Origin of the sequence: Lysobacter sp. TY2-98, from assembly GCF_003367355.1 — a bacterium.
In the GTDB taxonomy this organism is placed as follows: domain Bacteria; phylum Pseudomonadota; class Gammaproteobacteria; order Xanthomonadales; family Xanthomonadaceae; genus Cognatilysobacter.
Genome location: NZ_CP031413.1, coordinates 1,687,606 through 1,714,199 on the forward strand (window position 1 = coordinate 1,687,606; position 26,594 = coordinate 1,714,199).

24 protein-coding genes and 1 tRNA gene are annotated in these 26,594 nt (G+C 68.1%); 12 read left to right on the plus strand and 13 right to left on the minus strand.

Going from position 1 to position 26,594, the window contains the following annotated elements; all coding sequences use genetic code 11:
- Positions 1 to 109: 109 nt before the first annotated feature.
- Both DWG18_RS08035 and hisS read right to left on the minus strand, forming a co-directional pair.
- A complete protein-coding gene (locus DWG18_RS08035; RefSeq protein ID WP_115646723.1) occupies positions 110 to 2,020 on the minus strand; it encodes an aromatic amino acid lyase in 1,911 nt (636 codons plus the stop codon).
- Complete coding sequence (gene hisS, locus DWG18_RS08040) at positions 2,017 to 3,399, minus strand: histidine--tRNA ligase (RefSeq protein ID WP_115648099.1); 1,383 nt, start codon at positions 3,397 to 3,399, stop codon at positions 2,017 to 2,019. Before hisS ends, DWG18_RS08035 begins: the two co-directional genes overlap by 4 nt.
- A gap of 123 nt (positions 3,400 to 3,522) precedes the next feature.
- Here hisS and DWG18_RS08045 point away from each other — a divergent pair.
- Positions 3,523 to 3,599: transfer RNA gene (locus DWG18_RS08045), tRNA-Pro, on the plus strand.
- Between the two features lie 48 nt (positions 3,600 to 3,647).
- Here DWG18_RS08045 and DWG18_RS08050 read toward each other — a convergent pair.
- Together DWG18_RS08050 and DWG18_RS08055 are read right to left on the minus strand one after the other, a co-directional pair.
- The gene (locus tag DWG18_RS08050; RefSeq protein ID WP_115646724.1) at positions 3,648 to 4,484 is read right to left on the minus strand and encodes a universal stress protein; all 837 of its coding nucleotides are present in this window, start codon (positions 4,482 to 4,484) and stop codon (positions 3,648 to 3,650) included.
- A 99-nt stretch (positions 4,485 to 4,583) separates the two neighbouring features.
- Complete coding sequence (locus DWG18_RS08055) at positions 4,584 to 4,844, minus strand: DUF6868 family protein (RefSeq protein WP_162823762.1); 261 nt, start codon at positions 4,842 to 4,844, stop codon at positions 4,584 to 4,586.
- 219 nt (positions 4,845 to 5,063) lie between these two features.
- On the opposite strand from DWG18_RS08055, the gene DWG18_RS08060 reads away from it, so the two are divergent.
- From DWG18_RS08060 to DWG18_RS08110, 11 genes are all read left to right on the plus strand, one after another.
- Positions 5,064 to 5,381, plus strand: coding sequence for a hypothetical protein (locus DWG18_RS08060; RefSeq protein WP_115646726.1), 318 nt, complete (start codon positions 5,064 to 5,066; stop codon positions 5,379 to 5,381).
- Between the two features lie 186 nt (positions 5,382 to 5,567).
- The gene (locus tag DWG18_RS08065) at positions 5,568 to 7,661 is read left to right on the plus strand and encodes a tetratricopeptide repeat protein (RefSeq protein ID WP_115646727.1); all 2,094 of its coding nucleotides are present in this window, start codon (positions 5,568 to 5,570) and stop codon (positions 7,659 to 7,661) included.
- The gene (locus DWG18_RS15270) at positions 7,661 to 9,274 is read left to right on the plus strand and encodes a polysaccharide deacetylase family protein (RefSeq protein WP_162823763.1); all 1,614 of its coding nucleotides are present in this window, start codon (positions 7,661 to 7,663) and stop codon (positions 9,272 to 9,274) included. Before DWG18_RS08065 ends, DWG18_RS15270 begins: the two co-directional genes overlap by 1 nt.
- Before the next feature lies 1 nt (position 9,275).
- Entirely contained in the window at positions 9,276 to 10,526 is a 1,251-nt protein-coding gene (gene pgaC / locus DWG18_RS08080) for a poly-beta-1,6-N-acetyl-D-glucosamine synthase (RefSeq protein WP_115646728.1), read from the plus strand.
- Complete coding sequence (gene pgaD / locus DWG18_RS08085) at positions 10,523 to 10,993, plus strand: poly-beta-1,6-N-acetyl-D-glucosamine biosynthesis protein PgaD (RefSeq protein WP_115646729.1); 471 nt, start codon at positions 10,523 to 10,525, stop codon at positions 10,991 to 10,993. Before pgaC ends, pgaD begins: the two co-directional genes overlap by 4 nt.
- 417 nt (positions 10,994 to 11,410) lie before the next feature.
- Positions 11,411 to 12,205 carry a YaiO family outer membrane beta-barrel protein gene (locus tag DWG18_RS08090; protein WP_115646730.1) on the plus strand — a complete coding sequence of 265 codons (795 nt, stop codon included), beginning with the start codon at positions 11,411 to 11,413 and terminating at the stop codon, positions 12,203 to 12,205.
- The gene (locus DWG18_RS08095) at positions 12,174 to 13,037 is read left to right on the plus strand and encodes a hypothetical protein (protein ID WP_162823765.1); all 864 of its coding nucleotides are present in this window, start codon (positions 12,174 to 12,176) and stop codon (positions 13,035 to 13,037) included. Before DWG18_RS08090 ends, DWG18_RS08095 begins: the two co-directional genes overlap by 32 nt.
- Positions 13,034 to 13,405 (plus strand): glycosyltransferase, encoded by a 372-nt coding sequence (locus tag DWG18_RS15585; RefSeq protein WP_205289324.1) that lies wholly within the window; start codon positions 13,034 to 13,036, stop codon positions 13,403 to 13,405. The genes DWG18_RS08095 and DWG18_RS15585 overlap by 4 nt, the downstream gene beginning before the upstream one ends.
- Positions 13,402 to 14,286, plus strand: a complete 885-nt coding sequence (locus DWG18_RS08100; RefSeq protein WP_255417422.1) for a glycosyltransferase family 2 protein — start codon at positions 13,402 to 13,404, stop codon at positions 14,284 to 14,286. Before DWG18_RS15585 ends, DWG18_RS08100 begins: the two co-directional genes overlap by 4 nt.
- Positions 14,283 to 15,338 carry a hypothetical protein gene (locus DWG18_RS08105; RefSeq protein ID WP_115646732.1) on the plus strand — a complete coding sequence of 352 codons (1,056 nt, stop codon included), beginning with the start codon at positions 14,283 to 14,285 and terminating at the stop codon, positions 15,336 to 15,338. Before DWG18_RS08100 ends, DWG18_RS08105 begins: the two co-directional genes overlap by 4 nt.
- The gene (locus DWG18_RS08110; protein ID WP_162823766.1) at positions 15,338 to 17,179 is read left to right on the plus strand and encodes a hypothetical protein; all 1,842 of its coding nucleotides are present in this window, start codon (positions 15,338 to 15,340) and stop codon (positions 17,177 to 17,179) included. Before DWG18_RS08105 ends, DWG18_RS08110 begins: the two co-directional genes overlap by 1 nt.
- Here the strand turns inward: DWG18_RS08110 and wecB are convergent.
- From wecB to DWG18_RS08155, 9 genes are all read right to left on the minus strand, one after another.
- Complete coding sequence (wecB, locus tag DWG18_RS08115; protein ID WP_115646734.1) at positions 17,112 to 18,293, minus strand: UDP-N-acetylglucosamine 2-epimerase (non-hydrolyzing); 1,182 nt, start codon at positions 18,291 to 18,293, stop codon at positions 17,112 to 17,114. The genes DWG18_RS08110 and wecB overlap by 68 nt on opposite strands.
- Before the next feature lie 32 nt (positions 18,294 to 18,325).
- Complete coding sequence (argH, locus tag DWG18_RS08120; RefSeq protein ID WP_115646735.1) at positions 18,326 to 19,621, minus strand: argininosuccinate lyase; 1,296 nt, start codon at positions 19,619 to 19,621, stop codon at positions 18,326 to 18,328.
- Positions 19,618 to 20,577 carry an N-acetyl-gamma-glutamyl-phosphate reductase gene (argC, locus tag DWG18_RS08125; RefSeq protein ID WP_115646736.1) on the minus strand — a complete coding sequence of 320 codons (960 nt, stop codon included), beginning with the start codon at positions 20,575 to 20,577 and terminating at the stop codon, positions 19,618 to 19,620. Before argC ends, argH begins: the two co-directional genes overlap by 4 nt.
- Entirely contained in the window at positions 20,574 to 21,170 is a 597-nt protein-coding gene (locus DWG18_RS08130; RefSeq protein ID WP_240318489.1) for a GNAT family N-acetyltransferase, read from the minus strand. Before DWG18_RS08130 ends, argC begins: the two co-directional genes overlap by 4 nt.
- Positions 21,167 to 22,495, minus strand: coding sequence for an acetylglutamate kinase (locus tag DWG18_RS08135; RefSeq protein WP_115646737.1), 1,329 nt, complete (start codon positions 22,493 to 22,495; stop codon positions 21,167 to 21,169). Before DWG18_RS08135 ends, DWG18_RS08130 begins: the two co-directional genes overlap by 4 nt.
- Entirely contained in the window at positions 22,492 to 23,586 is a 1,095-nt protein-coding gene (locus DWG18_RS08140) for an acetylornithine deacetylase (protein WP_115648101.1), read from the minus strand. The genes DWG18_RS08135 and DWG18_RS08140 overlap by 4 nt, the downstream gene beginning before the upstream one ends.
- A complete protein-coding gene (locus DWG18_RS08145; protein ID WP_115646738.1) occupies positions 23,579 to 24,811 on the minus strand; it encodes an argininosuccinate synthase in 1,233 nt (410 codons plus the stop codon). The genes DWG18_RS08140 and DWG18_RS08145 overlap by 8 nt, the downstream gene beginning before the upstream one ends.
- A gap of 28 nt (positions 24,812 to 24,839) precedes the next feature.
- Positions 24,840 to 25,850: an N-acetylornithine carbamoyltransferase gene (locus DWG18_RS08150; RefSeq protein WP_115646739.1), complete on the minus strand. Its 1,011-nt coding sequence runs from the start codon at positions 25,848 to 25,850 to the stop codon at positions 24,840 to 24,842.
- Positions 25,851 to 26,091: 241 nt separating this feature from the next.
- Entirely contained in the window at positions 26,092 to 26,481 is a 390-nt protein-coding gene (locus DWG18_RS08155) for a hypothetical protein (RefSeq protein WP_115646740.1), read from the minus strand.
- Positions 26,482 to 26,594: the final 113 nt, after the last annotated feature.

Consider the following 26,594-nt stretch of genomic DNA (forward strand, 5'->3'; position numbering starts at 1 on the left):
AGCGTGTTAATACATTACGGCGACAGTCGTCCGTCGTCAACGCCCGGAAACGCGAACGGGCCGGAGGTCGTCCGGCCCGTTCAGGGAAACGCCCAGTTGGAGGGACGCGTCAGGCGGCGGCATCGCCGAGTGCAGCGCGCCTTGCTGCCGCGAGGACGCTTCCGTCCTTCACGAGCCGGACGGCGACCTGCACTTCCGCGTCCATGGCGCGGTCGAAGCCCATGAAGGGGATCGCCTCGCGGATCGCGTCATGTGCCGCGCGAACGGCGTGACCCGGGCCGAACTCGCCCGCATCGGCCAGCTCGCGACGCAGGCCTTCGACCTCCTCCATGAACGTCGCACGATCGCCGGCCGCAGACGGACCGCACGCGACCTTCGCGGCGAGTTCGTCCGCACTGCCCTGCCGCGCCAGCGCGCGCGCCGCGTTGATCATGTCGCGACGCAGGTCCAGTGCCTGCGCGGCGGTGTAGAGCTCGAGGCCCAGCACCTTGCCGAGGTCGTCGGCCATTGCGAGCACGTGACGCGCTTCGTTCGCGCCCATCGAGACGTGGTCTTCGGCGTTTGCGCTCGTCGGAATCGAATACACCGACGCCGGCATCGCGCGGCTGGCGAGGTCGTTGACGATCGCGGCCGCGGTGTACTGCACGATCATGAAGCCCGACTCGGTCGCGTCCTCGTTGCCGATCAGGAATGCGGGCAGACCATCATTGGTCGCCGGATCGACGAGCTTGTTGAGGCGACGCTCCGAGATACTCGCAAGCACCGGAATCGCCGCCTTGACGTAGCTCATCGCCAACGCAAGCGGCATGCCGTGGAAGTGGCCGGCGGAGACGACCTGGTCTTCGACATGCTCGGCTTCGGCATCGGGGAACACGATGGGATTGTCGGTCAGCGAATTGAGTTCGATGTCGAGCACGCGAGCGGCCTGCGCCAGCGCGTCGCGCACCGCACCGTGCACCTGCGGGATGCAGCGCAGCGAATAGCTGTCCTGCGGCTGGTGCTTCTTGCCCCCGCGGAACGGACGGAAACGCGTATAGAACTTCTCGCGACCGTGGCGCTGCGACAGCGGCACCCAGTCCCAGCCGATGTCGAAGCGCAGCTCGCGCGCTTCCTCGGTCGCCCAGCTGTCGGGCAGCCACGGACGGAAACGCGGGACGAGGTGATACGGAATGTCGGCGAGCGTGGAGCCGTCGAGCAGCTGGCGAAGATGTGCAGCGACCGCGACCTGCCCCGGATGTGGACGCAGCGCGTGCACCTCGGGCTTGAACGCACCAAGGCGACCCGCGAACGCGTCGATCGTCATCGCGGCGGCGACGTCGGCGGTGTCGACCAGATCCTCGAGCTTCGCGAGCGCGAGCACGCCGGTCGCGAGCATCTGCGCCGTGCCGTTGTTGAGCGCGAGGCCTTCCTTGTACGACAGCGTGACCGGTTCCAGGCCCGCGCGCTTGAGCGCTTCGCCACCGGACAGACGCTCCCCGCCGAGGAAGGCTTCACCGCCGCCCAGCAGCACGATCGCGAGATGCGACAGCGGCGCGAGATCACCGCTCGCCCCCACCGAGCCCAGCTGCGGCACGACCGGAACGATGCCGGCGTTGAGCATCGCGGCGAGCGCGCGCAGCGTTTCGACGCGAATGCCGGAATGCCCTCGCATCAGCGTATTGATGCGGATGCAGAGCATCGCGCGCACGACTTCCGGCGCGAACGGTTCGCCCACGCAGACCGCGTGGGTGACGATCAGGTTGCGCTGCAGTTCGGCGTGCAGGGATTCGTGCGGATTGTTCGCATCGCTGCCCGCGCCGTTGCGTGCGCGCTGCGAACCGAGCAGGCGATCGGCGTTGCTTCCGAAGCCGGTCGACACGCCGTAGATCGGCTCTTCGCGGCTCACCTGCTCCGCCAGGAAATCCGCCGCACGCGCGACTGCAGGCAGTTGCCCTTCGTCGAGCTCCACGGGTGCCCCGTAGGCGACCGCCAGCACCTGCGCGCGCGTCAGCGAGCGACCATCCAGATGCACCGGCTTCATGCGCGCACCACCGGCTGCGCGAGTTCGACACGCAGGGTCGAAGCGAGCTCCGCGCGATCGACCTGGAACTGGTCCTCGCGGCGCAGATCCTTCACCGTGACCTTGTTCGCGGCGATCTCGTCGTCGCCGAGAACGACGACGAAACGGATGCCCGCCCGATCGGCGTAGCGGAACTGCTTCGCGATCTTCGAGGCTTCCATGACCACTTCCGTGTTGAAGCCCGCCTGGCGCAGGTCGTTCGCGACCGCGAGGCAATGCGGCAGATGCGCGGCTTCCATCTGCGTGACGAGCACCTGCACCGTGCTCTCGGCCGCACCGAGCAGACCCGCTTCGCGCAACTGCCAGAACAGGCGCGTCAGGCCGATCGAGATGCCGACGCCCGGCAGCTTCGACTTGGTGTAGTGGCTGGCGAGATTCTCGTAACGGCCACCCGAGCAGATCGAGCCGATCTGCGGGTAGTCGTTGAGCGTGGTCTCGTAGACGGTGCCCGTGTAGTAGTCGAGGCCGCGCGCGATGGACAAGTTCAGCGCGTACGACGACTCCGGCACGCCCATCGCGCGCACGAGTTCGAACACTTCGCGCAACTCGGCGACGCCAGTCGCCAGCGGTTCGTTGACATCGCCTTCGGACGCCAACCGGTCGAGCATCGCGATGGCGTCGGCGTGCGACGTGGAGCGGATTTCGACGAAACGCAGGATGCGGTCGACGGCGTCCGCGGCGAGACCAAAACCTTCGCCCGTCAGCGTTTCGCGCACGTAGTCGGCCCCGCGCTTGTCCAGCTTGTCGACCTCGCGCAGCACCAGTGCCTGGAGGGACGGATCTGCGACGCCCTGCTGCTCGAAGAAGCCGCGCATCAGCTTGCGGTTGTTGAGCTGGATGGTGAACGCGCCGATATCGAGTTCGGAGAACACGGCGTGGATCGCCGCGGGAAGCTCGGCGTCGAAACGAACGCTCAGGCTGTCCTTGCCGATGACGTCGATGTCGCACTGGTAGAACTCGCGGAACCGGCCGCGCTGCTGACGCTCACCGCGGTAGACGCGCTGCATCTGGTAGCGGCGGAACGGGAACGCGAGATCGTGTTCGTGCTCGGCGACGTAGCGCGCGAGCGGCACGGTGAGGTCGAAACGCAGCGCCATTTCCGGCACACCGTCGCCGGCCTTCTCGAGCGCGCCGGTCGACTGCACGAAATACACCTGCCGCTCGGTTTCGCCGCCCGACTTGGTCAGCAGCACCTCCGACAGCTCCATCACCGGCGTCTCGACCGGCAGGAAGCCGAAGCGCTCGAAATTGCGGCGGATGACGTCGAGCATCCGCTGGAAGGCGATCTGGTCGGGCGGCAGGAGTTCGAGCACTCCGGCCGGCGTGCGTGGCTTGATCAAGGGGTTCCCCGGAACGGGCGGATCGGTCGTCACAGTTTAACGGCGGACGCCCGCGGCCCGGCTCGACGCTTCACGCCCCCTTGTCGTGACCATCACCGCCCGCTAGACTTTGCGGCTCGGTGTCGGGGTGTAGCTCAGTCTGGTAGAGCGCTACGTTCGGGACGTAGAGGTCGCAGGTTCGAATCCTGTCTCCCCGACCAATCGAATTCTGAAAAAGCCGGCCTTGCGCCGGCTTTTTCGTTTTCGCGTCAGCGCTCGTGGCGCAGGAGCAGCGGCAGGTCGGTGTGGCCGAGCACGTGGCGGGTGACGCCACCGAGCGCCCACTCCGTCAGACGCGCGTGGCCGTAGGCGCCCATCACCAGAAGATCCGCATTGAGCCGGCGCGCCGCCGCGAGCAGCTCCGCGCCGGTGCCCTCCCCGCCATCTCCCGCTTCGATCGGATGCACCTCGGCATCGGCGCAATGGCGCGTGAGCCAGCGATGGAGGTCGATCGTAGGTAGCGTCGGCTCGGAGGGCGCGCCGGCGCCGTCGAGCACGACGACGCGGGTCGCGCGCTGCACGAACGGTCGCGCGGCATGCAGCGCCGCCGCGGCGCAGGGCGAACCGTTCCAGCCGACGACCACGGTGTCGAGCTTCAGTTCGTCCGATGCGTCGGAGGGCAACACGATGGTCGGCAGCCCCGTCGCGGACGCGAGCCGTCCCACGCCCGCGGGCGAATCCCACGGATCGTCCGATGCGGGATCGAGCCACGCGACCAGCAGGTCGTGCGATCCGGCGAGGTAGCGCAAGGCGCGCGCCGCGTCACCGGCGCACGACAGCCAAGCCGGTCCGCGGACGCCCAGTGATGTCGCCCAGGCATCGAATGCATCGACGCGCGCCTCGCATTCGTGGCGTTGCCGAGCGACTTCCAGCGCCGCGGCCGCGACCAGCATGCCGAGGTCATAGGGCGACAGTGGTGGAAGCCCGACCGGCACGACATGCACGGCGGTGAGGCCGCCGCGGAGCATCGCCGCGATGCGCGCTGCAGCGCGGACGCCGGCGTCCCAGTCGTCGATCGTCCGCGAGCGAACGAGTACGTCGTGCATATCGCCTCCTCGGCTGCTGCCGCGCCCGCGATGCGGGCTTCAAGGTGTACCTCGTCGCCCGCTATCACGCCGTGCAGTGACCCCATGCGGGATCAGCCGCTACGGCGAGCCGCGTGCCAGCCCCGTCGCGTACAGCGCGATCAACGGAAGCAGGAACAGCATCATCAGTGCGAGCTTGAACAGCCCGATCATCACGAACATGAGGGCTTCGTAGGTCGCCCGATCGAGGCGGAACCATCGACTGTGCAGGCGGTAGACGGCGTCGCGCATACCGAGCCAGGCGGATGCCCATGCCAACAGGACCGCGTAGCCGAGGCCTGCGCACCAGGCCAGCACGTGTGCCCACTGTTGCGGTGTCATCGCCTTCTCCACCGTTTCGATGGGGCCAGCATCCGCCGATGCGCGGGCGCGATCTTGAGCGTCGTCAAAAACGCGTGGCCCGTTCGTCGGTGGAGAGGCTGTGTCGTGCACGGACATGGCGACCGGGTAGAGAGCGTGCTCGGCAGTGGCGGGCGCTCGACGTCGAACACGCGTCGAAACTTCACCGGGTCGCGAATCTCGCCCTGTCAGGCTCGACCCATGGCCGATCAGACGCCCCAGGACCGCATCGAAACCCTTGAAGCGGACGTCGCGTTCCTCAAGGAGCAGATGTCGCTGCTCGCGCAGTACCTCGCGATCATGATCGGCCGCGCGCAGGTCAACGACTGCATGCTCTCGGCGCTGATCCTGTCGCACCCCGACCGCGAGTCGCTCAACGCCGTCTGGCGCCAGTCGTCGGCCGCGGTCATCCCGAACGTGGTCGTCCGCGGGCCGTCCCCCTGGGACTCGGAGATCGCCGACACGGCGAAGCAGCGGGTCGACCACCTCAACGAGCTCGCGGACCCGAACGGCGGCTGACCCCGCCTGCCCGATCCACCGCCGCTCGTCGGCCCAAGCGGGCCCATCAGCCGAACGGTGAAGTCCGCGTCCATGCGGGCCAATAAATTGTGATCGACTTCTCGATTCAAGTTACGTTGTCTTCACATTCGTAGCGAAAGACTCGTTGCCGTTCAGCCCCGATTTCGACTCCGACCGGGACCCCCCGTGCGCCAACTCCGACAAACCGCACTGGCGCTCCTGCTGCCTCTGGTCTGGACGACCGGCATGGCGCAGGACCGCACGATGACCGGCAGTACGGCCGCAGCAGCGGACGCATCCCTGGGGCTGCCTGCCGTCAAGACCCGAGCGGTGCGCGACGACCTGCTCGCCCGGGCCGAGGCGGCCCGCAAGGCCGAGCAATGGACCGAGGCACTGTCGATCTACCAGCACCTGCTGGCGGCCAATCCGCACGACGACGTCGCCTACCGCATGCAGGTGCTCACGCTCGACGACCTCGGCGCTGCGTGGCGGGCCGACGAGCTGCGTGCCCGCTGGGGCTCGGACTTCGCCGACTACGACCGCGACCGCATCCAGGGCGACCGCGTCGCCCGCGAGATCGGCTGGGGCATGGCCTACGCCGAGAACCTGGACGATCCGAACGCCGAGCTGCGTCGCGCGTACGAGGACCTGCTCGAGCTCCAGTCGCATCCGGAGCGCACGAACTGGGAAAAAATCCGCCTGCGCATGGACTCGCTGAGTGCGACGAATGCGTTGGGCATGTACCAGAAGACGATCGACGAATACGAGGCCCTGCTGCACGAGGGCGTCGACCTGCCCGCCTACGCACACGGCCCCGCCGCCGACTCCTACCTCGCCCTGCACCGCACGAAGGATGCCGAGATAGCGCTGAAAAAAGCGCTCGCGGAGGACCCGAACGACGTCGACAACCAGATCCTGCTCGGCTACGTCTACATTGAGGAAGAGCGCTTCGATCTCGCGCTGCCGATGATGCAGAAGCTGGTCGAATCGCAGCCGATGTGGATCGAACGCCCGGGTGCGGAGTCCGACCAGCCCAACTGGAAGCGCTACCGGGCCGAGATGGCGTACGCGCAGATGGTGTCGTTCGGCGACGACAACGAGCGCGCGCAGGAGATCATGGAACCGCTGATCCGCATGGCGCCCAACCGTGCGAATACGCAGGCCGCCTACGGCGCGCTGATGTATCGCCGTGGCCATCCGACGTCGGCGCTCGAGCATTACGACATGGCGCTGACGATGGACCCGCACAACCGCGATGCCGAAATGGCGCGCGTGTCGGCGCTGTACGAACTCGGCCGCGTCGACGAGGCGATGGCCGCGAACGACCAGGTCCAGAAGCGCTATCCGAAGAACCTGCATGCCGAACGTCTGCAGGACGAAATGTGGCACCGCAACGGTCCGATGGGTCGCGTCGGGTTCGTGAGTGGGCGCAACAGCTCGGAGACGCCCGTCACCGGCCCGCTCGGCATCCGCGACCACCGCTTGAACTACGAAACCTGGACGCCGCTGCTCGGCTACCGCTGGCGCGTCGGCATCGTCGGCGACACGGTGGACGCCGACTTCGTTCCCGACACCGTGACCTATCGCCGCATCGGCGCGGCGGTCGACTACCGCTATCGCGACTTCGGTTTCCGCGTGTCCGGCTACGAGGTCGAACAACCCAAGCACGACAATGCGTGGACGGTGGACGGCGCCTGGTACATCAACGACGACTGGACGCTGCGCGCGCAGGTCGCCGACAACGACGTCGACACATCGCTGCAGGCGCGCCGCGCGGGCTATGACGCCGATTCATGGCGCATCACCGCCAACTGGCATCCGAACGACTACGCCGCCGTCGATTTCAACTACAAACATCTCGACTACAGCGACGGCAACAATCGCGACCAGCTCTACGCGTACGGCCGCATGCGGCTCTACACCAATCCGCGCCTGATGATCGAAGGCCTGGGTTCCGTCTGGACCAGCCGCGGCTCGCGCGACGACGCGCCGTACTTCAACGCCTCACAGGACGCGATCGCCACGGTCGGCGTGCGCTTCAACCATCTCATCTGGCGTCATTACGACGCCTACCTGCGCCAGCGGCTCACGCTCGAAGCCGGGCCGTACTGGCAGGAGAACTTCGGCACGAACTGGGTGCCATCCATCTCGTATTACCAGGAATGGCGTCCCGCACTCGGGCACACGTTCACGTACGGCGTGTTCTGGGCACGCCCGGTCTACGACGGCGGCCGCGAGCGCCGGGTCGGATTCGAAGCGGCCTACCGCTGGGGGTTCTGATGCGATCGGTCGTTCTCATCCTCGCGCTCCTGCTCACCGCGGCGATGCCGCGCCCGGCTCACGCGCTCGTCGAGCTGGGCTGGCACGACATCCGCGCGACGCTTCCCGACGGCGATCCCGATACCGACGCCGTCACCACGCGCAACTTCGCGATGCAGCTCGACTGGCTGCGCGGCCACGGCTACGTGCCGGTCTCGGCGCAGGCGGTCCGTGACGCGCGCGCAGGCCGCGGCGCCCTGCCCGCGAAGGCTGTGCTGCTGACGTTCGACGGTGGCTATCGCAGCGTCTACACGCAGGCGTTGCCGTTGCTTCGCGCGTTCAACTATCCCGCGCTCGTGGCCGTGCCGACATCGCGCATCGACGGCGCGGGCTCGGTCCGTGTCGGCATGCGCGATGTGCCGCGGAATGCGTTTCTGAGCTGGGATGAAGTGAAGGCACTGCAGGCGAGTGGACTCGTGGAGATCGCGACGCAGGGCCACGACCTTGCGACGCCGATCGCCGGCGATCCGCAGGGCGACCTGCTGCCCGCGGCGACCGCGCGGCGTTGGAACGGTGGCTACGAAACGGAAGCCGCGCAGCGCGAACGCATTCGCGCCGACCTCGCAAGCAGTGTCGATCGCATCGAACGCGCGACCGGCAAGCGTCCGCAACTCATCGTCTGGCCGCGTGGCGGTGCAAGCGGTGCCGCCCGCGCCGCGGCAGACTCGCTCGGCCTCGTCACCATTGTCGGTCCCGACGGCCGGGTGAACACCAGTGAGCTGCGCTATGCCGGCGTGCCGCGTCCCGGCGACGCCGCTTTCCCCGGCGCGCGCCTCGTCATGGCCGAGAACGCAGGCCCGGCCGACCTCGCCTACGAACTGCGTCGCGATGCACGCCTCGACGGCGTGCGCGCGGTGCGTGTGTCACTGGATGACATCGCGGCCGCCGGTCCCAGCGGCGCCGACACACTCGCCGAACGCATCCGCGCGATCCATCCGAGCCACGTCATCGTCGATGCGATGTCGGCCGATGGCGGCGCATGGTTCGCGACCGGCGCCGCGCCCGTGCGCGGTGACCTGCTGTCGCACGTCGCCGCACGCATCAAGGCGCGCTCGGGGGCACAGGTGCTCGCCTGGATGCCGGCCAATGCATCCGTTGATGCCTACGCCGATGTCGCGTCGACCGCGATCGACGGGATCGTGGTCGGCGATGGTGCCGACGCCGCGATCGCACGGGCACGCGCGGTGCGTCCCGATCTCGTGCGCGTGCGTGCGGTGAACCTGCCGACCGCGGAGCCCGCCGCTGTCGCATCGCAGCTGCCGGCGCTCACGTCGAACTACGACTTCATCGCCGCGATGCTGCCGGCCGACATCCGTGCACGCGCGGTCGATGGTGCGGTCAAGGCGGTCGCCGCCTCGCCCGACGCACTCGACCGCACGGTCTTCGTGATCGACGCCGGCGATGTCACGCATCCACTGGACCCGGACGATCTGGAAGCCCAGGCGCGGCGTGTCATCGCCAGCGGTGGCCGCCACGTCGGCTACAGCCGCGACGTCGCACTGAAGGACCTGCCGCCCCTCGACCCGGCGCGCGCCGCGATCAGCGCACGCGCGTTCCCCTACCAGGAGCGCTGACATGAGCTTCGACGTGCTCGGCGTCCTGTTCGGATTCGCGTTCTTCTATCCGATCGTGATGTCGCTGTTCTGGATGGCCGGCGGCCTCTACTACTACTTCCGTCGCGAGCGGAAGCAGTCGGGGCCCGACGACCTGCCGCCGCTGAAAGCGCATCCGATGACGTCCATCCTCGTGCCCTGCCACAACGAAGGCGCGCACGTGGAAGACACGATCGCCTGGCTGGCGGCGCAGAACTACCCCGAATACGAAATCATCGCGATCAACGACGGCAGCACCGACGACACCGGTCCGCGCCTCGACGCACTGGCCGAGCAGCACGCCAACATGCGCGTGATCCATCTCGACCGGAATCTCGGCAAGGCGAATGCGCTGCGCATGGGCACGCTTGCGTCGCGCAGCGAATACCTCGTCTGCATCGACGGTGACGCGCTGCTGCATCCGAACGCGACGCAGTGGCTGGTGTTCCACCTCACCAGCGGACCGCGCGTCGGCGCGGTCACGGGCAATCCGCGCATCCGCAACCGCTCGACGCTGCTGGGCAAGATGCAGGTCGGCGAATTCAGCTCGATCATCGGCATGATCAAGCGCGCGCAACGCAGCTACGGCCGCATCTTCACGGTGTCGGGCGTGGTGTCCGCGTTCCGCAAGACGGCGCTGCATCGCATCGGCTACTGGGCCGACGACATGGTGACGGAGGACATCGACGTCAGCTGGCGCCTGCAGATCGACCACTGGGACATCCGCTACGAGCCGAACGCCCTCGCCTACATCCTGATGCCCGAAACGTTCCGCGGCCTCTGGAAGCAGCGCCTGCGCTGGGCGCGCGGCGGCGTCGAAGTCATTACGCGACATGCGAAGTCGCTCAACGCGTGGCGCAAGCGCCGCATGTGGGGCGTGGTGCTCGAGTACATGCTGAGTGTCGTTTGGTCGTTCTCGATGCTCCTGTCGATCATTCTGTGGCTGCTGAGCTACTTCTTCGATATTCCACCCGGTCTGCAGACGGGCGGCCTGATCCCGCACTGGCATGGCGTCATCCTCGGCATCACCTGCCTGCTGCAGTTCGCGATCAGTCTCTTCATCGATCGCCGCTACGAAAAGGGCATCGGCTGGAACTACTTCTGGATCATCTGGTATCCGCTGGCGTACTGGCTGCTGAGCATGCTCACGACCATCGTCGCGGTGCCGAGCGTTCTCTTCGCCAAACGTCATGGCGTTGCCACCTGGACGAGTCCAGACCGAGGTTATCGATGAGCACCGTGCACCCCCAGGACCCCTTCATCTACACGCCGAAGGAACCCGCCCCGCAGGCCATGCGCACCATGCACAGCCTGCTCACCCTCGCCGCGTGGGTGCTCTACGCCTACCTCTGGCTGCCACTGGTGACGGTGGTGGCCTGGCTGCTCGGTATCCGCACGAGCTACATCGAGCTGTACGTGCGCAACAACCAGGTCGACCGGACGATGTTCCTGGTCATCCTGCTGCTTGCGATCGCCGCGACGGCGCTGCTCGTGGGCTGGGCGGAATACAACCGCCGCCGCTTCAGCGGCCCGGATCGTCGCTCCAACCCCGGGAACGTGCAGCTTCCCGAAGTGGCGGAATCGCTGGGTGCGCCCCTGGAACTTTCCGACCGTGTCGCCGGCGCGAAGTCGATGACGCTCGCGATGGGCGAAGACGCGCGCCTCTCGGGCATTCATCGCTCGACGCCGTTCGCGCTGTAGCGGAAGCATCGTGCGAGCCCCGGCGGTAGCCGTGGGCTCGCGGGGCGTGAGAAGCGCAGGTCGCCCGAACCGGGGGCCAAGCACTGTGTCTGGCACTGTTCCGCTGAGTCGAGGCCATCGCATCGAGGCGGCGATGACCCACGTGCGGAGCGAGCCACTTGGCACTGCCCGCTGTGATTGGCGTGGCACCAAGCGCATCGATCCATTGCGAGGCAGACATCGCTGCTCGCGAGCCCCGACACTGCGGTGATCGCGAACGGGGGCTAGGCCCTGCCGTAGGCGGGCGTCATCCCGTCACCCCACCGGCTGGCCGCCGCCAGCCTGGTCGCGGTGGGCAGCGCGCCGCCGGACCGGTATCCTGCCCGCACGCGCGCGATCCGGGGGATCGCCGCGCTTCCGTCGACGCCAAGCCATCCCATGCCCGAACGATCGCTCTCTTCCGCCGTGCGCGCAGCCCGCGGCGCACTGGCCGTGCTGTGCGCATTCGTCGCACCGGCTGCCTTTGCCAATGGCAACGTGCAGGTGGGCGCCGACTACCACCGCCTCACCGATGGCTTCGGCGAGTGGAAGGGCCTCTATGTCCGCGGCAGCGAGTGGCGCGACCCCACCCGCGTCTACAGCTACGAACTCGTCTCGGCCGAGCGCTTCGGCGATCGCGGCCAGTTCGCATCGTTCGGCATCCAGCAGACCTTCTCGCCGAAGTGGTACGCGACCACGACGGTCGGCTTCGGTGCAAGCGACTTCATCTTCCCCGAGTGGACGGCCGACGCCGCGGTCAGCCGCAAGTGGTTGGCGAACGGGCAGCTCGTGACCACGCTGGGCGTCGGCGGCAACCGCGCGACCGACGGCCACCAGGACACCCGCGCGCTGGTCTCGGCTGCGTGGTACGCGCCGCATTCCTGGGTTCTGGAAGCCGGCTGGCGTCCGAACCACAGCAATCCGGGTGACGTGAACTCGCAGGCGAGCTATCTCGCCGCAACGTGGGGACGCGAAGGCCAGCAGTACTGGATCGCACGCCACGACGTCGGCCGCGAGGCCTACCAGCTGATCGGCGATGCCACCGCGCTGGTCGATTTCCCGAGCAACTCGACGTCGTTGGCGTGGCGTCGCTGGTGGACGAAGCGCTGCGGGACGCATGTGCAGGTCGAGCACTACGCCAACCCGAACTACGAGCGGAACGGTGTCCAGCTCGCCGTCTTCTGCGACCACTGAGCGCCTGACCGCGCTCGACGCCGCGCCCGCGGCGGGCGTCGTCATGCCTGCCGACGATCTCGGGCGTCTCGCCCAGCTCGGCTATCGCGGCACCGCCATTCCCCGCCACCGCGCCGTGCGCTGGCTCGATCGCGTCGGCATGCGCACGCTCAACGCGTTTGCGCTCGCCGCCGCCGTCTGGTTGGCGCTGATCGCGGCAATGCCGTCCATCGCGGCGATCTGGGGCGGTGCGCTGAAGTCCGTCCTCATTCAATGCCTGCCGGACATGCGATTCGTGTCGACGGCTCCGGGCGTGCTGTTCGCATCGTTCCCCGAACCGCGGCTGGACGCGGGCGCGCCCTCGCCCGCGCAGTGGCTCAACGCCACGGCGATCACCGTCGCCGTCCTGCTCGCCACCGCGCTGTTGCCGCGACGCCTGCTGCCAGCGATCTACCTGCTCCGCTTCGCTGCGCTGGTGCAGCTCAGCGCCTGCGCGTATTTCGTCATCGCACCCGCCTCGTATCCGTATGCCGGCGGCGCGCACGCCACGACGATGCTCCATTGCGGCTGGGCCAGCATGCTGCTGCTGCCCTGGATCCTCGCGTTCTGCTACTACCCGCTCGACTTCGGCTGGTGGCGACGCATCGCGCTGACGCTCATCGGCGAGTTGTATTTCTTCGTCGTGACGCCGCTGCTCGCCGCGTTCGAAGCGGTGCTCATCCAGCACGGCTCGCTGCTCGTCCACCCGCTCATCTACCTGCTGCTCGGCCCGCCGCTGTTCGTGTTCTGGTTCGTCTGCCTCTACGGCTGGGGCATGAGCTGGCGCGATGCGCGCCCCGGTGCGCGCGGATGATCCTGGCGATCGAAATGCTGCTCTACGCGATCATCGGCCTGGTGTCCGTGTATGCGTTCCGGCATTACGCATTCACGTGGATCCGCCTGTTCCGCCCGCCGCGCGATCCGTATCGCGACATCGACGCGGCCGACTGGCCGACCGTCACCGTGCAGATCGCCGCGCACAACGAAGAGCGCGTGATCCGCTATTGCCTCGATGCGTTGCTGACGGTCGACTACCCGCTCGACCGGCTCGTGATCATGCCGGTCAACGACCGCTCCGTTGACGCGACGCGCGAAATCATCGACGCGTACGTTGAGCGGTATCCCGGCCTGATCCGCCCGTTCCATCGCACGGGGGGAAGCCCGGCAAAGCCGCGGCACTGAAGGACGCCGCCGCGCTCGTCGACTCCGAGATCCTGATCGTGTTCGACGCGGACTACGTGCCGTCCCGCGGCCTCATCCGCCAGCTCGTCGCACCCTTCTTCGATCCCGAAGTCGGCGCGGTGATGGGTCGCGTCGTGCCGTTGAACGCCGATCGCGGGCTGCTTACGCGCCTCCTCGACATCGAGCGCTCGGGCGGGTACCAGGTCGACCAGCAGGCGCGGATGACGCTGCAGCTCGTGCCGCAGTACGGCGGCACCACCGGTGGCGTGCGCCTTGCCGCATTGAAGGCGATCGGCGGCTGGAGCGACGACGTCCTCGCCGAGGACACCGAGCTCACCTATCGCCTGCTGTTGCGCGGCTGGAAGACCGCATACCAGAACCGCGCGGAGTGCTACGAGGAAGTGCCGGAGAACTGGCAGGTGCGATCGCGACAGATCGCGCGCTGGGCGAAGGGGCACAACCAGTCGCTCGCGCGTCACTTCTGGGGCGTGATCGGCAGCCGGCGCCTGCGCGGCATCGAGAAGATCGATGCGGTGCTCCTGCTCTGCGTTTACCTGATGCCGGCGCTCACGCTCTCCGCGCTCACGCTCATCATCCTGCTGTTCTATCTCGGCCGCCCGCTGCCGTTCGACGGCCTGCTGCTCGGCCTCGGCGTGTTCCTCTATGGAAGCCTCGGCAACTTCGCCGCGTTCTTCGAGCTCGCCGCCGGCTGCTACCTCGATGACAAGCGTGCAAGCGCACGCCTGCTGCCGCTCAACCTGCTCGGCTTCGTCACCAGCGTGGTGGCCGTGACACGTGCGACGCTCGACCAGCTGCTGTTCGACCGCCTGTTCCGCCGCGAATTCGTCTGGCACAAAACGGCGCGGTATCGCACGCCATGACGTCGCCGTTGCTCTCGACCGTATTGCTGGGCGCGGGCGTCGCACTGCTCGGCTTCGCGCCGTTGCTGCCGGCGCTGCGCGAACTGCGACGTGGCGTCGGCCGGCCGCTGCATATTCCCGGCGACGACGACGCGGGCGCCGGCTTCTTCGCGGCCCGCATGCGCGAGCGCCTGCGCGAGGAATTCGGCGACGGCGATCCGCTCACGAAGAATCCCCTGCCATCCGGATGGATCGCCGCCAGCAACACGCCGATCGAAGGCGCACACGGCCGCGCGGACGAACCCGCCGCGACGCTCATCGGGCAGCGCGTCGCGCTTGCACCCGGCTGTCGCTACCTCGGCGATGTCGTCGCGCGCGAGTACGCCGACCTTGGACACGATGCCGTGGTTCGCGCCGTACTGGTCGAGGCGGGCGATACTCGCATCGCGGACCGTGCCACGGTGCTCCGGTGGATCGATGCCGGCTTCATCGACGCCGGCCGCGACGCGCGGCTGCTCGGCCGCACGACGGCGCGTGAGCGCGTCGTCCTCGGGACAGGTGCGGAATTCCGCCGCATCGCTGCGCCCACCATCACGTTCGGCCGCGAACTTGCGAGCGTTGCCCCGGTCGACATACGCGACGCCAGGCTCGACGAAGTCACCGACGGCGACTTCATCGAGCATCCTGACGAACAGGGACGCTGGGTCTGTCGCGGGGCACTGCGCATTCCCCGTGGCACGCGCGTGCGCGGTCATCTCGTCGTCGAAGGCGCGCTGCACATCGAGGACGACTGCGAAATTCTCGGCAGCGTCAAGGCGCATCGCGGCGCGCGCGTCGGCGACCGCGTCCATATCGACGGCAGCGTGTTCGCGGGGCCGCACGCCGTGCTTGGCGAACATGTCACGGTGCACGGAATGCTGTCGGCCGAAGCGACGATCGACTGCGGGCGCGGCCTGCGCGTCGGCCGCCTCGAGCGTCCGGCCTCCCTGCTCGCCCCGGTGATCCGCGTCGGCGACGGCGGCTGCGTGCATGGTGCCGCGTGGGCCTCGCGCCTGGGCAAGGTGGTCGAATGATGCGGCCGACGCGTCTGCGCTGGCGGCGCTTTGCGATTGGCCTGCTCGCCGTGCTGGCGCTGTACGCCGGCTTCATCGTCTGGCAGCGCGAGCGCATCAACCGCATGCCGACGCCCGACATGGTGCTGCTGCTTCCGGCCGATGCCGACCTGCGCGACCCACTCGTGCAGGTCTGGCGCGACGCGGCCGCGGAAACCGGCACGCAGCTTCGCATCCAGCGTGCGTCGGACTTCCTGCAACCGCTGCGCACCCAGCGCCGGCCGATCGCGGTGGTGATGCCCGACTCCGTGCATCGTCGCGCATCGCCCGCGCTCGTCAGCGGGCTTCAGGATTACGTGCGTGGCGGCGGCTCGCTCCTGCTGACCTTCGACGCCGCGGCGTTGTCACCACGCGGCACCTACGACGCGCAGAACGCGCCGCTCTCCGCGCTGGTCGGCGTCGAGTTCGCGATGTACGACCGGCTCGGCATGCGTTCGACCGCGCGCGGCGCGATTTCGGGCACGGCAGCCGCGATGCAGGCCCTCGGCATTCCGCCCGGAAAGTACGTCGACGGGCCGCACGGCGCCGAGCTCAGCACGTATTCGTACGGCAGGGTGAACTACCCGCACTACGTCACCCGCGGTGCCTACGACGGCACCGTGTTGCTGCGTGCCGAAGCCGACGGCAGCGTCGTGGCAGGCGTGCATCGCGCCGGTGCCGGACGCGTGATGTTCGTGAACCTGCCCGTCGGTTATCTGCGCACACGCAGCGACGGCGCGCTGCTGCACGGCGTGCTGACCTATTTCAACGACGAGGTCGCGCGCCTTCCGCGCCTGTTGCCGACGCCCGACGGTGTCGGCGGCATGGTGTTGAACTGGCATATGGACTCCAACGCGTCGTATGCCGCGCTCGACGTCATCGAGCAGCACACGCGACTGCTCCAGGCAGGGCCCTTCTCCGTGCACATCACGGCCGGGCCGGATACGTACAAGCCCGGCGACCACGCGGGCGTCGGTGTGGATACCGACCCGCGTGCCGCTGCGTGGATCGCGCGCTTCATGCGGGAAGGCCACGCCATCGGAAGCCACGGCGGCTGGATCCACAACCTGTTCGGCAACGGAGTCAACGAGCGTAACGAAGCGGAGTTCTCGAAGTACCTCGATCTCAACTTCGCCTCGCTGCAACGCGCGACGGACCATCCGATCGTCGAGTACTCGGCACCCAACGGCAACCAGCCGCAATGGGTCACGGATTGGCTCGATCGCCACGGCGTGCTCGGCTACTACTTCACCGGCGACACCGGCATGGCGCCGACGCATACGTATCGCGACGGCCACCGGTCCGACCGCCACACGTGGGCGTTCCCGATCACGACCTACGGAGCCGCAGGCTCGTTCGAGGAAGCGATGGAGGCGGGAATCCCGTTGCCGACCATCCGCACGTGGCTGCACAGCGTCGCCGACTTCACGGCCGAGCAGCGCACCGCGCGCCTCATGTACTTCCATCCGCCGGGCGTGCTGCTCTATTTGCAGCCCATGCAGGAAATGGTCGACTACACGCGTTCACTCGGCCTGGAACGCTTCCGCTGGTACACCATGGCGGACCTGGCGCGTTTCCTCAATCGGCGCGAAGCGGTGCGGTGGTCGCTCACCGCGGGTGATCGCGACACCGAGATGCTCGATGCCAGCGGCGATCTCGCGCAGATGACATGGACGTTGCCGAAGTCGCGTTATGCGCAGCCCGTCGTCATCGCGGGGCAAGCGACCGTCGCGGACGACGGCGCAACGTGGCTCGTCAGGTCAGCGCCGGGGCGTGCGCTTCGGCTGCGCCTGACGCATGTCGCGCCGCCCACCAGGCCTTGATCGCCTGGACGATGCGGCCCGTTGCCGCGCCGTCGCCATAGGGATTGGTCGCATGCGCCATGCGCGCATAGGCGGTGGGATCGTCGAGCAGGCGCGACACTCGGGAGACGATGCGATCGGCATCGGTGCCGACGAGTTCGACGGTGCCGGCGGCGACAGCTTCCGGTCGCTCGGTCACGTCGCGCAGCACGAGCACCGGCTTGCCGAGTGACGGCGCTTCTTCCTGGATGCCACCCGAGTCGGTCAGCACCAGCGTGCAGCGCTCCATCAGCCACACGAACGGCAGGTAGTCCTGCGGTTCGACGAGGTGGATGTGCGCGTGACCGGCGAGGCGCTGCTCGACGACGTCGTGCACGCGCGGGTTCGGATGCACGGGGAAGACGATCTGCACGTCGTCGCGCTGCGCGATGCGGTCGAGTGCATCGGTGATCGCCTCGACGCCGCCGTCGAAATTCTCGCGGCGATGCGCGGTCACGAGGATGAGTTTGCGCGCGGGATCGATGAAAGGAAATGCGCACGCGAGCCGCGTGGCGAGCGGCACGTCGTCCTCGATGCGGCGCACGGCGCCCAGCAGCGCGTCGATCACCGTGTTGCCGGTGATGTGCACGCCACCGACGATGCCTTCGCGCTCGAGATTCGCCGCCGCGCGCGGCGTCGGCGCGAAATGCAGCTCGGCGAGCGGCGCGGTGAGCCGGCGATTCATCTCTTCGGGCCACGGCGCCTGCATGTCGAACGTGCGCAGGCCGGCCTCGACATGGCCCACAGGCACGTGCGCATAGAACGCGGCGAGCGATGCGGCGAGCGTTGTCGTCGTGTCGCCGTGCACCAGCACCATGTCGGGCCGGAAGCGCGCGAACTGCGGACGAAGCGCGTTGAGCGAGCGCGTCAGCACGTCGGTGACGCGCTGGCGCGGCCGCATGATGTCGAGATCGGCGTCCGGCACGATGCCGAATACGTCGAGCACCTGGCGCAGCATCTCGCGATGCTGGCCGGTGACGACCACGGTCGCCTCGACCTCGGGATCCGCCCGCAGCGCCCGCACCAGCGGCGCCATCTTGATCGCTTCGGGGCGGGTCCCGAAGACCAGCATCAGACGGAGGGGATTCGGCTTCATCCCCTCCATTATCGGCGGTCCGTCACACTCCTTTAACGCCCCGCGGGAAACGCATCGAGCCGCGCCTGCAGGGTTTCGAGCCGCAGATCCCCTGCCCCGCCCGGCGAAACCCGGGCCGCGAGGCTGGCGGCCGGGTCGCGCGCGGCCCAGCGGGCGGGGTCCGCGGCCTCACGGTAGGCCTGCCGGAACGGCATGCCGTCGCGCGCCAGCTCGATGGCGAGGTCCGTGGCGTACAGGGACGGGTCGAGCGCGGCGTCCAGGGCCTCGCGCTTCCACTCCAGGCTCGCCATCAGGTCCGGCAGCAGCGCGAGGGCGCGCAGGCCGTGCCCCACTCCGCGGACCACCGGGCCCTTGGTGAACTGGAGGTCGCGGTGGTAGCCCGACGGCAGCGCGACCACCTGATCGATCTCGGCGCGGGCCGCGCTCACCACGGCATGGCTCGCGCGCAACAGCTCGACGACGTCCGGGTTGCGCTTGTTCGGCATGATCGAGCTGCCCGTCGTGTAGCGCGGGGGCAGTGCGACGAAGCCGAACTCGGCGGTCGTGAAGAGGCTGAGGTCCCAGGCGATGCGGCGCAGGTCCATGGTGGCCGAGCCGATCGCCTCCAGCGCGGCGATCTCGAACTTGCCGCGCGAGAGTTGTGCGTAGGCCGGGTTCACCTGCAGGCGCGCGAAACCCAGGTCCGATGTCGTCGCGTCGCGCGGGAGCGGAAGGTTGACGCCGTAACCCGCCGCTGTGCCGAGCGGATTCGCGTCCAGCCAGTCGCGCGTTTGCGCGGCCCGCTGCGCGTTGTCGATGAAGGCTTCGGCGAAGCCCGCCCACCAGTGCGCGGCCGACGACACGACCGCGCGCTGCAGATGCGTGTAGCCGGGCATCGCGATGTCGCGCTCCGCATCCGCGCGCGCGAGCGCCACGCCGGCGATCTCGACGCAGCGCGCCGCCAGCTCGTCCATCTTCGACCGCAGCCACAGGCGTGTCGCGACGAGCACCTGATCGTTGCGGCTACGACCCGTGTGGATGCGACGCCCCGCATCGCCGAGGCGCTCGGTGAGCACGTCCTCGATCGCCGAGTGTCCGTCCTCGTAGCGCGCGTCGAGCACGAACGTGCCATCGTCGTAGCTGGAGGCGAGCGCGGTGAGCTCGCGATCGATAGCGTCGAATTCCTCCTGCGAAAGGATGCCGATGGCGACCAGCCCGCGCGCATGCGCCCGCGAGGCCTCGATGTCGTACAGGAAGAACTCGCGGTCCAGCAGCACGTCGTCGCCGGCGAGAAACGCCTGGATGCGTGCGTCGACTTCGACGCCGCCCTTCTGCCAGAGCAGGCTCATGCGGACAGCTCCTTGCTTGCGTCGAGACCGGCCAGACCGTCGAGGCCGAAGGCGAGGTTGAGATTCTGCACGGCCTGTGTGGCCGCCCCCTTGAGCAGGTTGTCGAGGATGGAAACGACGACCAGGCGGCGGCCGTCTTCCGACAACGCGAAGCCGCCGACCGTCGCGCTGGCGCTGCCGGCGACGTCGCGCACGTGCGGCGGCTCGTCGATGACATCGACCAGCGGCGCGTTTGCGTAGAACGCGCGATAGCGCGCGCGAACGTCGTCGATCGATGTCGGCGACTTCAGATGCAGGTTGCTGGTCACCGTAAGACCGCGGAAATGCGGCGCGACGTGCGGCATGAACTCCACCGGATGGCCGAGGTGGCGCGAGACCTCGCGCTCGTGCACGTGACCGGTGAGCGTGTACGGCATGAGGTTGTCGCGCAGCGCTTCGGGATCGTTGCGTGGCGACGGCGTCGTGCCAGCGCCCGAATATCCGGACACCCCGAAGCACTGCACGGGCCCGTCGAGCAGGCCCTTCATCGGCGCGACCGCGAGTTGCATCGCCGTGGCGTAGCAGCCCGGGTTGGAGATGCGGCGATGGGGCGCGACGTCGGCAAGTTCCGGCAGGCCGTAGTGCCACGCGGCGTCGAATCGGTAGTCGGCCGACAGGTCGACGATGACGGCGTGCGGCGCGATGCGCTCGATCGCTTCGACGTAGGGCTTCGCCATGCCGTTGGGCAGCGCGAGCACGTAGGCGCCATCGGCAAGAATTGGAAGCTCGTCAGGTGATGGCGCGCTATAGCGCAACGACGGCGACGCGCGCTCCACCTGCTCCGCCACCGGTTGTCCCGCGCGCTCGCGCGACGCCGCGTGCACGAGCTCGAAGCGCGGATGGTCGACGATGAGCCGCATCAGCTCCGCGCCGACGTGGCCGCGGGCGCCGATCAGGCTGACGGGAATGCGCTTCATGCGGGCTGCTCCATGCGCGCGTCGAGGCGCGCTCGCACGTCCGGCCACTCGGCGCGGACGATCGAGAAACTGTGGGTGTCGCGCAGGCTGCCGTCGCGATGGCGCATGTGGGCGCGCAGCACACCTTCGGGCTTCGCGCCAAGTCGCTGGATCGCCGCCTGCGAACGCAGGTTGAGATGGCTGGTCTCGAACACCACGACCTCGCAGCCCAGCACGTCGAACGCATGACCGAGCAGCAAGCGCTTGGCCTCCGTGTTCAGCGCCGTGCGCTGCACGCGCGAGGCGTACCAGGTGTAGCCGATATGCAACCGCGGAACGCTGCGGTCGATCATGTAGTAGCGCGTGCTGCCGACGACGTCGCCCTGCGCATCGAGCACCGCGAACGGCATCGAATCGCCGGTGTCGCGCATGGCGAGCGCGTCCTCGATGTACGCGGATTCCGTACCGGGCGCGGGAACGCTCGTATAGACCAGCGACCACACCTCGCCGTCCGCCGCGGCGCGCGCCAGGCCGTGGGCGTGCGCATGATCGAGCGGAACCAGCTGCACGTGGCGACCGGTCAGCATCGGCACGGCCCAGTCGGCGTCGCTCATCGCGGATCCTCGAGCGAGGGCGGATGCGCGCCGCAGTAGTCGATGCAGTGGGCGATCGTCGCGAAGTCCTCGATGCCGTACCAGAACACCTGCCACGGACCGCGGCGCACGCTGCCGTCGGACTCCGTCATGTAGAACGTGTTGACGGGATTGTCGCGGCGCGAACGCCAGAACAGCGTCGGCGTCTCCTCGCGCATCACCTGCCAGACGGCACGCCCAAGGCCCTCGCCCTGCGCCTCGTCGAGCACGGCGAACTTGTCGAGATACGGCATGCCGTTCTCGAAGGTGAGGATGACGGCGGCGCGGTAGTTCTCGCTGACGTAGGCGCGGTGCAGCGTCTTCCTGTCGACGTAGTCGGGAAGCAGGCGACGGCCGAAGGCCGATTCGATCAGGCTGCGCAGGCGATCGAGATCGAGATCGCTCCACGACTCCGCGCGCAGCACGCGCTCGCCGCGACGCACCAGCGTGCCGGAGCCGCGATGCGTGAAGAGTTCCTTCGCAAGCTCGGCCGGACGCGTGATCGATACCGACGATGCAGGCGGCAGCGCTTCCAGCAGTTCGCGGATCTGCTCGATCTTGAGCCGCATGCCGCCGGTGAGCCAAGGCTGCGCGAGCAGGTGGTCGAATTCGGTGGACAGGTTGATCGAGTCGATCACCTTGCCATCGCCGTCGAGCAGACCGCCGGTGCCGGTCAGGAACACGATCTTGTACGGCTGCAGCTCACGCACGAGCTCGTTCGCGGCGTAGTCCGCGTTGACGTTGACGATCTGGCCGTCGACGGTTTCGCCGAGGCTCGCGATCACCGGAATCGAACCGACGCGCAGCGCCGCCTTGATCGGCGCGAGTTCGACGCGCTGCACGCGACCGACAAGACCGAGCCGCTCGCGATCGATGAGTCCGGACTCGAACACGCCCGACACGATGGACGTCGATCGCGCACCCGCCTCCTGCAGTGCTTCGGCAAGCCGCAGGTTCTGCGACTGCATCACGCGACGCACGATCGCCAGACCTTCCGGCGTCGTGACGCGCAGGCCGTCGACCGTCTGCTTGGTGATGCCGGCCGCCGCCATCTCCTCGTCCAGCTGCGGACCTGCGCCGTGCACGACGATCGGCGTCAGGCCCACGTCCTGCAGGAACGCGAGCGACGACGACAGCGCGTCGAGGTCGTCGCGCAGCACGGCGCCGCCGACCTTCACCACTGCGAAGCGCTCGGCGTCGAGCTGCGCGAAGCGACGCAGGTACTGGTCGATCTCCTTCGCGCTGCCCATGCTCGAAAGCAGGCGCACGATGGTCTGGCGGGTCTGAATGTCTTCGATCGGCGTCATGCCGGCGTGTTTCCGATGATGCGGGCCGCGTGCGCGGCGTAGGTTTCGAGCTGGTCGATGGCGACCCATTCGTCGGCGGTGTGCGCCTGCGCGATGTCGCCGGGGCCGAACACGAGGGCGGTGAGGCCCCCTTGCGAAAACAACGAGGCCTCCGTCCAGAAGTCGACGGCGTTGCCGATCGGAATGTCGAGCGCGTCGGCGAGATCGCGCGCGGCGAGACGCTGGCGCTCGGCTTCATGCAGCACGCCCGCAGGCAGCGGCGGGCCGCGGAACGTTTCCTCATAGGCGTCGAGTTCGCCGTCGCCCGCGAAGCCCTGCAGTGCCGCGTGCATTGCGTCGATGTCCATCGATGGCAGCGGACGGAAGTTGAAGCGCAGTTCCCCGCTCGGTGCGATCACGTTGCCCTTGATGCCGCCGGCCATCGTGCCGATGTTGAAGCGCAGACCGGTGAGCCCGCCGAAACGCTCGTGCGCGAGCGACTGCGCATGGTCGAGCGCGCGCACGCCCCAACGCATCGCGCGATGCACCGCGCTCAGCTGCATCGCGTTCGGCGACGATGCATGGCCGGCTTCGCCACGGAATGCGATGCGTGCGGAGCTCAGGCCGCGATGCGCGAGCACCGCCTCGCAATTCGTCGGCTCGGCGACGAGCACGTCGGTAAAGCCGTGATCGGTCGCGAGGAACGCGGCGATGCAGCGCGGGTCGTTGGCCTCCTCGTCGCTGCTGAAGAGAAACGCCGCATCGCCTGTCGTCACTGCCGCCGCGGCGATGAGTCCTGCCGCCGCGCCCTTGATGTCACAGGCGCCCAGGCCGATCGCGCGATCGCCTTCTATGCGCAGCACGTGCGGATCCTGCGTCCAGCCATTCGAGGAGGGCACGGTGTCGAGGTGCACGTTGAACAGCCGCGTGGGGCGGCCGCGCACGGCGAGCATCGACACCGCGCCGGCGCCATGATCGATCACCTGGACTTCGAATCCCGGCAGTTGGGCGCGCAGGTAGTCGAAGATGCCGCCGGCGCCGATTGCGCGCGGCGGGTTGCGCGTGTCGAATCCGACCAGCGCTGCCAGGTGGCGGAGCACCGCCTCACGCATCGTTCGCGGCTCCATTCACTTCGGCCCACAGTGTGCTGCTCATGCCGAACAGCTTGATGAAGCCTTCGGCCTCTTCGACGCCCCAGTCGGCCGATTGCGCGTAGGTCGCGCCCTTGGCGTTCAGCAGGTGCGGCGACCTCACGGCAACCGCGTCGACGCGCGCGCCGCGCGTTTCGAGCACGACTTCGCCGTTGACCGTGCGCTGCGAGCTCGCGAGGAACGCTTCGAGATCCGTCTTGAGCGGGTCGTGGAAGAAGCCTTCGTAGACGACCTCCACCCACTTGCGCGCGACGTCCGGCTTGAAGCGGTTCTGTTGCTTGGTGAGAACAGCTTCTTCAAGTGCACGGTGCGCGGTGAGCAGCGCAGTGATGCCCGGCGCTTCGAACACGATGCGACCCTTGAGGCCGATCGTGGTGTCGCCGGTATACATACCGCGACCAACGCCGTAGGCCGCGAACATCGTGTTGAGCTTGGCCAGCATGAGATGGCCCGGCATCGCGACACCGTCGAGCCTCACCGCTTCGCCATGCTTGAAGCCGATCGTCGCGCGCAGCGGCGAGGCGGGCCATTCCTCGCGCGGTGCGCACCAGCCGCGTGCGCCTTCACCCGGTGCATCCCACTTGTCGATCTCGCCACCCGACAGCGTCACGCCCAGCAAGTTTTCGTTGATCGTGTAGCTCTGCTGCTTGGCGCGCACGCCGAAGCCGCGCTCCTCGAGATACTTCTGCTCGTAGGCGCGCGTCTGCGTGTGTTCCTTCTGGATCTCGCGGATCGGCGCGACGATGCGGTACGAACCCTGCGACTTCACCGCGAGGTCGAATCGCACCTGGTCGTTGCCCATGCCCGTGCAGCCGTGCGCGATGGCATCGGTGCCGAGTTCCTTGCAGCGCGCGAGCGCGGCGTCGACGATCAGGTAGCGGTCGGAAACCAGCAGCGGGTACTGGCCCTGGTAGCCCTCGCCCGCCTGCACGAACGGCTTGACGAAGCCGTCCCAGATCGCCGGGCCGCCGTCGACGGTGACGTGGCTCGCCACGCCGAGCTCCTGCGCACGCGCTTCGATGAAGGCGCGCTCCTCGGCATCGACGCCGCCGGTGTCGGCGAACACGGTGTGCACGTTCCACCCGCGTTCCCTGAGATACGGAACGCAGAAGCTGGTGTCGAGGCCGCCGGAAAAGGCGAGGACGATGTCACGGGAGGCCGACGGCGCGGTCGATTCGGTGGTCATGGAGAGGCTCGGAAAGGAAGTGCGGAAATCAGGCGCGTTGCTTGATGAGCGAGGCCATCACGGCCTTCTGCACGTGCAGGCGGTTTTCGGCTTCGTCGATCGCGATGCACGCGGGCGAATCCATGACGGCGTCGGTCGCCTTCACGTTGCGGCGCAGCGGCAGGCAGTGGCTGAAGACGCCATTGTTGGTCAGCGCCATCTTCCGTTCGTCGACGATGAAGTGCTTGTACTGGTCGCGGATCGGCTTCTCGTCCTGCCAGCGACCGAAGAACGGGATCGCGCCCCAGCTCTTGGCGTAGACGACGTCGGCGCCGGCATACGCACTATCGATGTCATGGCTCACCTGCAACGAGCCGCCGCTCTCGGCGACGTTCTGCGCGGCCCAGCCCATGTAGCGCTCGTCGAGCACATAGTCCGGCGTCGGGCACAGCAGCGTCACGTCCATGCCCATGCGCGTCGCGATCGTCAGCGCGGAGTTGGCGACGGCCGTGTTGAGCGGCTTCGGGTGGTAGGTCCACGTCAGCACGTACTTCTTGCCGCGCAGGTCGGTGGTGCCGAAGTGCTCCTGCAGCGCGAGCACGTGCGCGAGCTCCTGGCACGGGTGGGTGATCGTCTCCATGTTGATGACCGGCACCGTCGAGTACTGCGCGAACGCCCTGAGCACGCGGTCCTCGCGGTCCACCGACCAGTCGACGAACCTCGGGAACGCGCGAACGCCGATCAGGTCGACGTAACGCGCCAGCACGCGCGCGACTTCCGCGATGTGCTCCTCGGTGTCGCCGTCCATCACCGTGCCGAGGTCGAACTCGATCGGCCATGCGTCCTTGCCCGGCTGCAGCACGACGGCGTGTCCGCCGAGCTGGAACGCACCCAGCTCGAAGCTCGTCCGCGTACGCATCGACGGGTTGAAGAAGACCAGCGCGATGGACTTGCCCTTGAGCTGGTCGCCCAGCTTCGACTTCTTGAAAGCCGCGGCGTCGGCGAGCACCGCGTCGAGTTCGGCGCGGGACCAGTCCTGGGTGTTGAGGAAGTGCTTCATGGAGTCTCCGGGAAGGATCGCCGGGTCCAGAAACGAAAAGACCCAGCGCGGGGGCTGGGTCGAGTCTGCGCCGTGATGGCGTAGCGTCGCGTTACCCAGCCGGGAATGGCGGGAACGGTCGACGGGCGCGCGACGTCATGCCGGCCGCCATGTAGGCGGAGGTCAGGATGTCGGCGTCGGCGTAGTCGGTACGCATGAGGGGCGCGATTCTGCGGGCTGGGACCGGTCGATGCAAGCCGGATCAGGGCACCGGCATCACGGAAACGCGGATGCGCAGCAGATGGCCTGGATCTTCCGACAGGCGGGAGCGGTACTTCGCGCCGCGATAGGTGTAGTCGACGTCGTAGGCGAAGGGGCGCTTGAACTCGCGCTGCACCGGCACGCTCCGGCAGTTGGTGCCGCCCGTCGTGGAGTCGCGCTTGAGCACACTGCGCACGCTGCCGACGATGCGCGACAGCCGCGAACCCTCGTCGCACTGGGTCTCCATGCTGGTCGCGGTGAGCGTCTGGTAGACCGGCGTGACCCGCAGGACGTGCGCGTACTCGTAGCTGACGTTCTCGCGCTGGATCACCGTCTCGGCGGACACACCGCCGGCAACGGACGACAGCAGCAGCGCGACCAACGGCAGCATTCGACGTCGCAAGGCGGAGACTCCGCGGAGGGACCGGACCGGAGAGTGTATGCGGCGGAGCGGCCGTGGCGATGAATGCCCCCTGTCGTGGGCACGTTCCGGCCGGGTCGGGC

What these genes read in the sequence shown, in the direction of transcription:
- DWG18_RS08050 (WP_115646724.1), bottom strand. Translation starts at nt 4,484, where the DNA reads ATGCACGACGTACTCGTTCGCTCGCGGACGATCGACGACTGGGACGCC.
- DWG18_RS15585 (WP_205289324.1), top strand. Translation starts at nt 13,034, where the DNA reads ATGATCCTGGCGATCGAAATGCTGCTCTACGCGATCATCGGCCTGGTG.
- DWG18_RS08055 (WP_162823762.1), bottom strand. Translation starts at nt 4,844, where the DNA reads ATGACACCGCAACAGTGGGCACACGTGCTGGCCTGGTGCGCAGGCCTC.
- pgaD (WP_115646729.1), top strand. Translation starts at nt 10,523, where the DNA reads ATGAGCACCGTGCACCCCCAGGACCCCTTCATCTACACGCCGAAGGAA.
- DWG18_RS08035 (WP_115646723.1), bottom strand. Translation starts at nt 2,020, where the DNA reads ATGAAGCCGGTGCATCTGGATGGTCGCTCGCTGACGCGCGCGCAGGTG.
- DWG18_RS08140 (WP_115648101.1), bottom strand. Translation starts at nt 23,586, where the DNA reads ATGCGTGAGGCGGTGCTCCGCCACCTGGCAGCGCTGGTCGGATTCGAC.
- DWG18_RS08060 (WP_115646726.1), top strand. Translation starts at nt 5,064, where the DNA reads ATGGCCGATCAGACGCCCCAGGACCGCATCGAAACCCTTGAAGCGGAC.
- argC (WP_115646736.1), bottom strand. Translation starts at nt 20,577, where the DNA reads ATGAAGCGCATTCCCGTCAGCCTGATCGGCGCCCGCGGCCACGTCGGC.
- DWG18_RS08150 (WP_115646739.1), bottom strand. Translation starts at nt 25,850, where the DNA reads ATGAAGCACTTCCTCAACACCCAGGACTGGTCCCGCGCCGAACTCGAC.
- pgaC (WP_115646728.1), top strand. Translation starts at nt 9,276, where the DNA reads ATGAGCTTCGACGTGCTCGGCGTCCTGTTCGGATTCGCGTTCTTCTAT.
- DWG18_RS08155 (WP_115646740.1), bottom strand. Translation starts at nt 26,481, where the DNA reads ATGCTGCCGTTGGTCGCGCTGCTGCTGTCGTCCGTTGCCGGCGGTGTG.
- DWG18_RS08130 (WP_240318489.1), bottom strand. Translation starts at nt 21,170, where the DNA reads ATGAGCGACGCCGACTGGGCCGTGCCGATGCTGACCGGTCGCCACGTG.
- argH (WP_115646735.1), bottom strand. Translation starts at nt 19,621, where the DNA reads ATGAGCCTGCTCTGGCAGAAGGGCGGCGTCGAAGTCGACGCACGCATC.
- DWG18_RS15270 (WP_162823763.1), top strand. Translation starts at nt 7,661, where the DNA reads ATGCGATCGGTCGTTCTCATCCTCGCGCTCCTGCTCACCGCGGCGATG.
- DWG18_RS08145 (WP_115646738.1), bottom strand. Translation starts at nt 24,811, where the DNA reads ATGACCACCGAATCGACCGCGCCGTCGGCCTCCCGTGACATCGTCCTC.
- DWG18_RS08105 (WP_115646732.1), top strand. Translation starts at nt 14,283, where the DNA reads ATGACGTCGCCGTTGCTCTCGACCGTATTGCTGGGCGCGGGCGTCGCA.
- wecB (WP_115646734.1), bottom strand. Translation starts at nt 18,293, where the DNA reads ATGAAGCCGAATCCCCTCCGTCTGATGCTGGTCTTCGGGACCCGCCCC.
- DWG18_RS08110 (WP_162823766.1), top strand. Translation starts at nt 15,338, where the DNA reads ATGCGGCCGACGCGTCTGCGCTGGCGGCGCTTTGCGATTGGCCTGCTC.
- DWG18_RS08135 (WP_115646737.1), bottom strand. Translation starts at nt 22,495, where the DNA reads ATGACGCCGATCGAAGACATTCAGACCCGCCAGACCATCGTGCGCCTG.
- DWG18_RS08090 (WP_115646730.1), top strand. Translation starts at nt 11,411, where the DNA reads ATGCCCGAACGATCGCTCTCTTCCGCCGTGCGCGCAGCCCGCGGCGCA.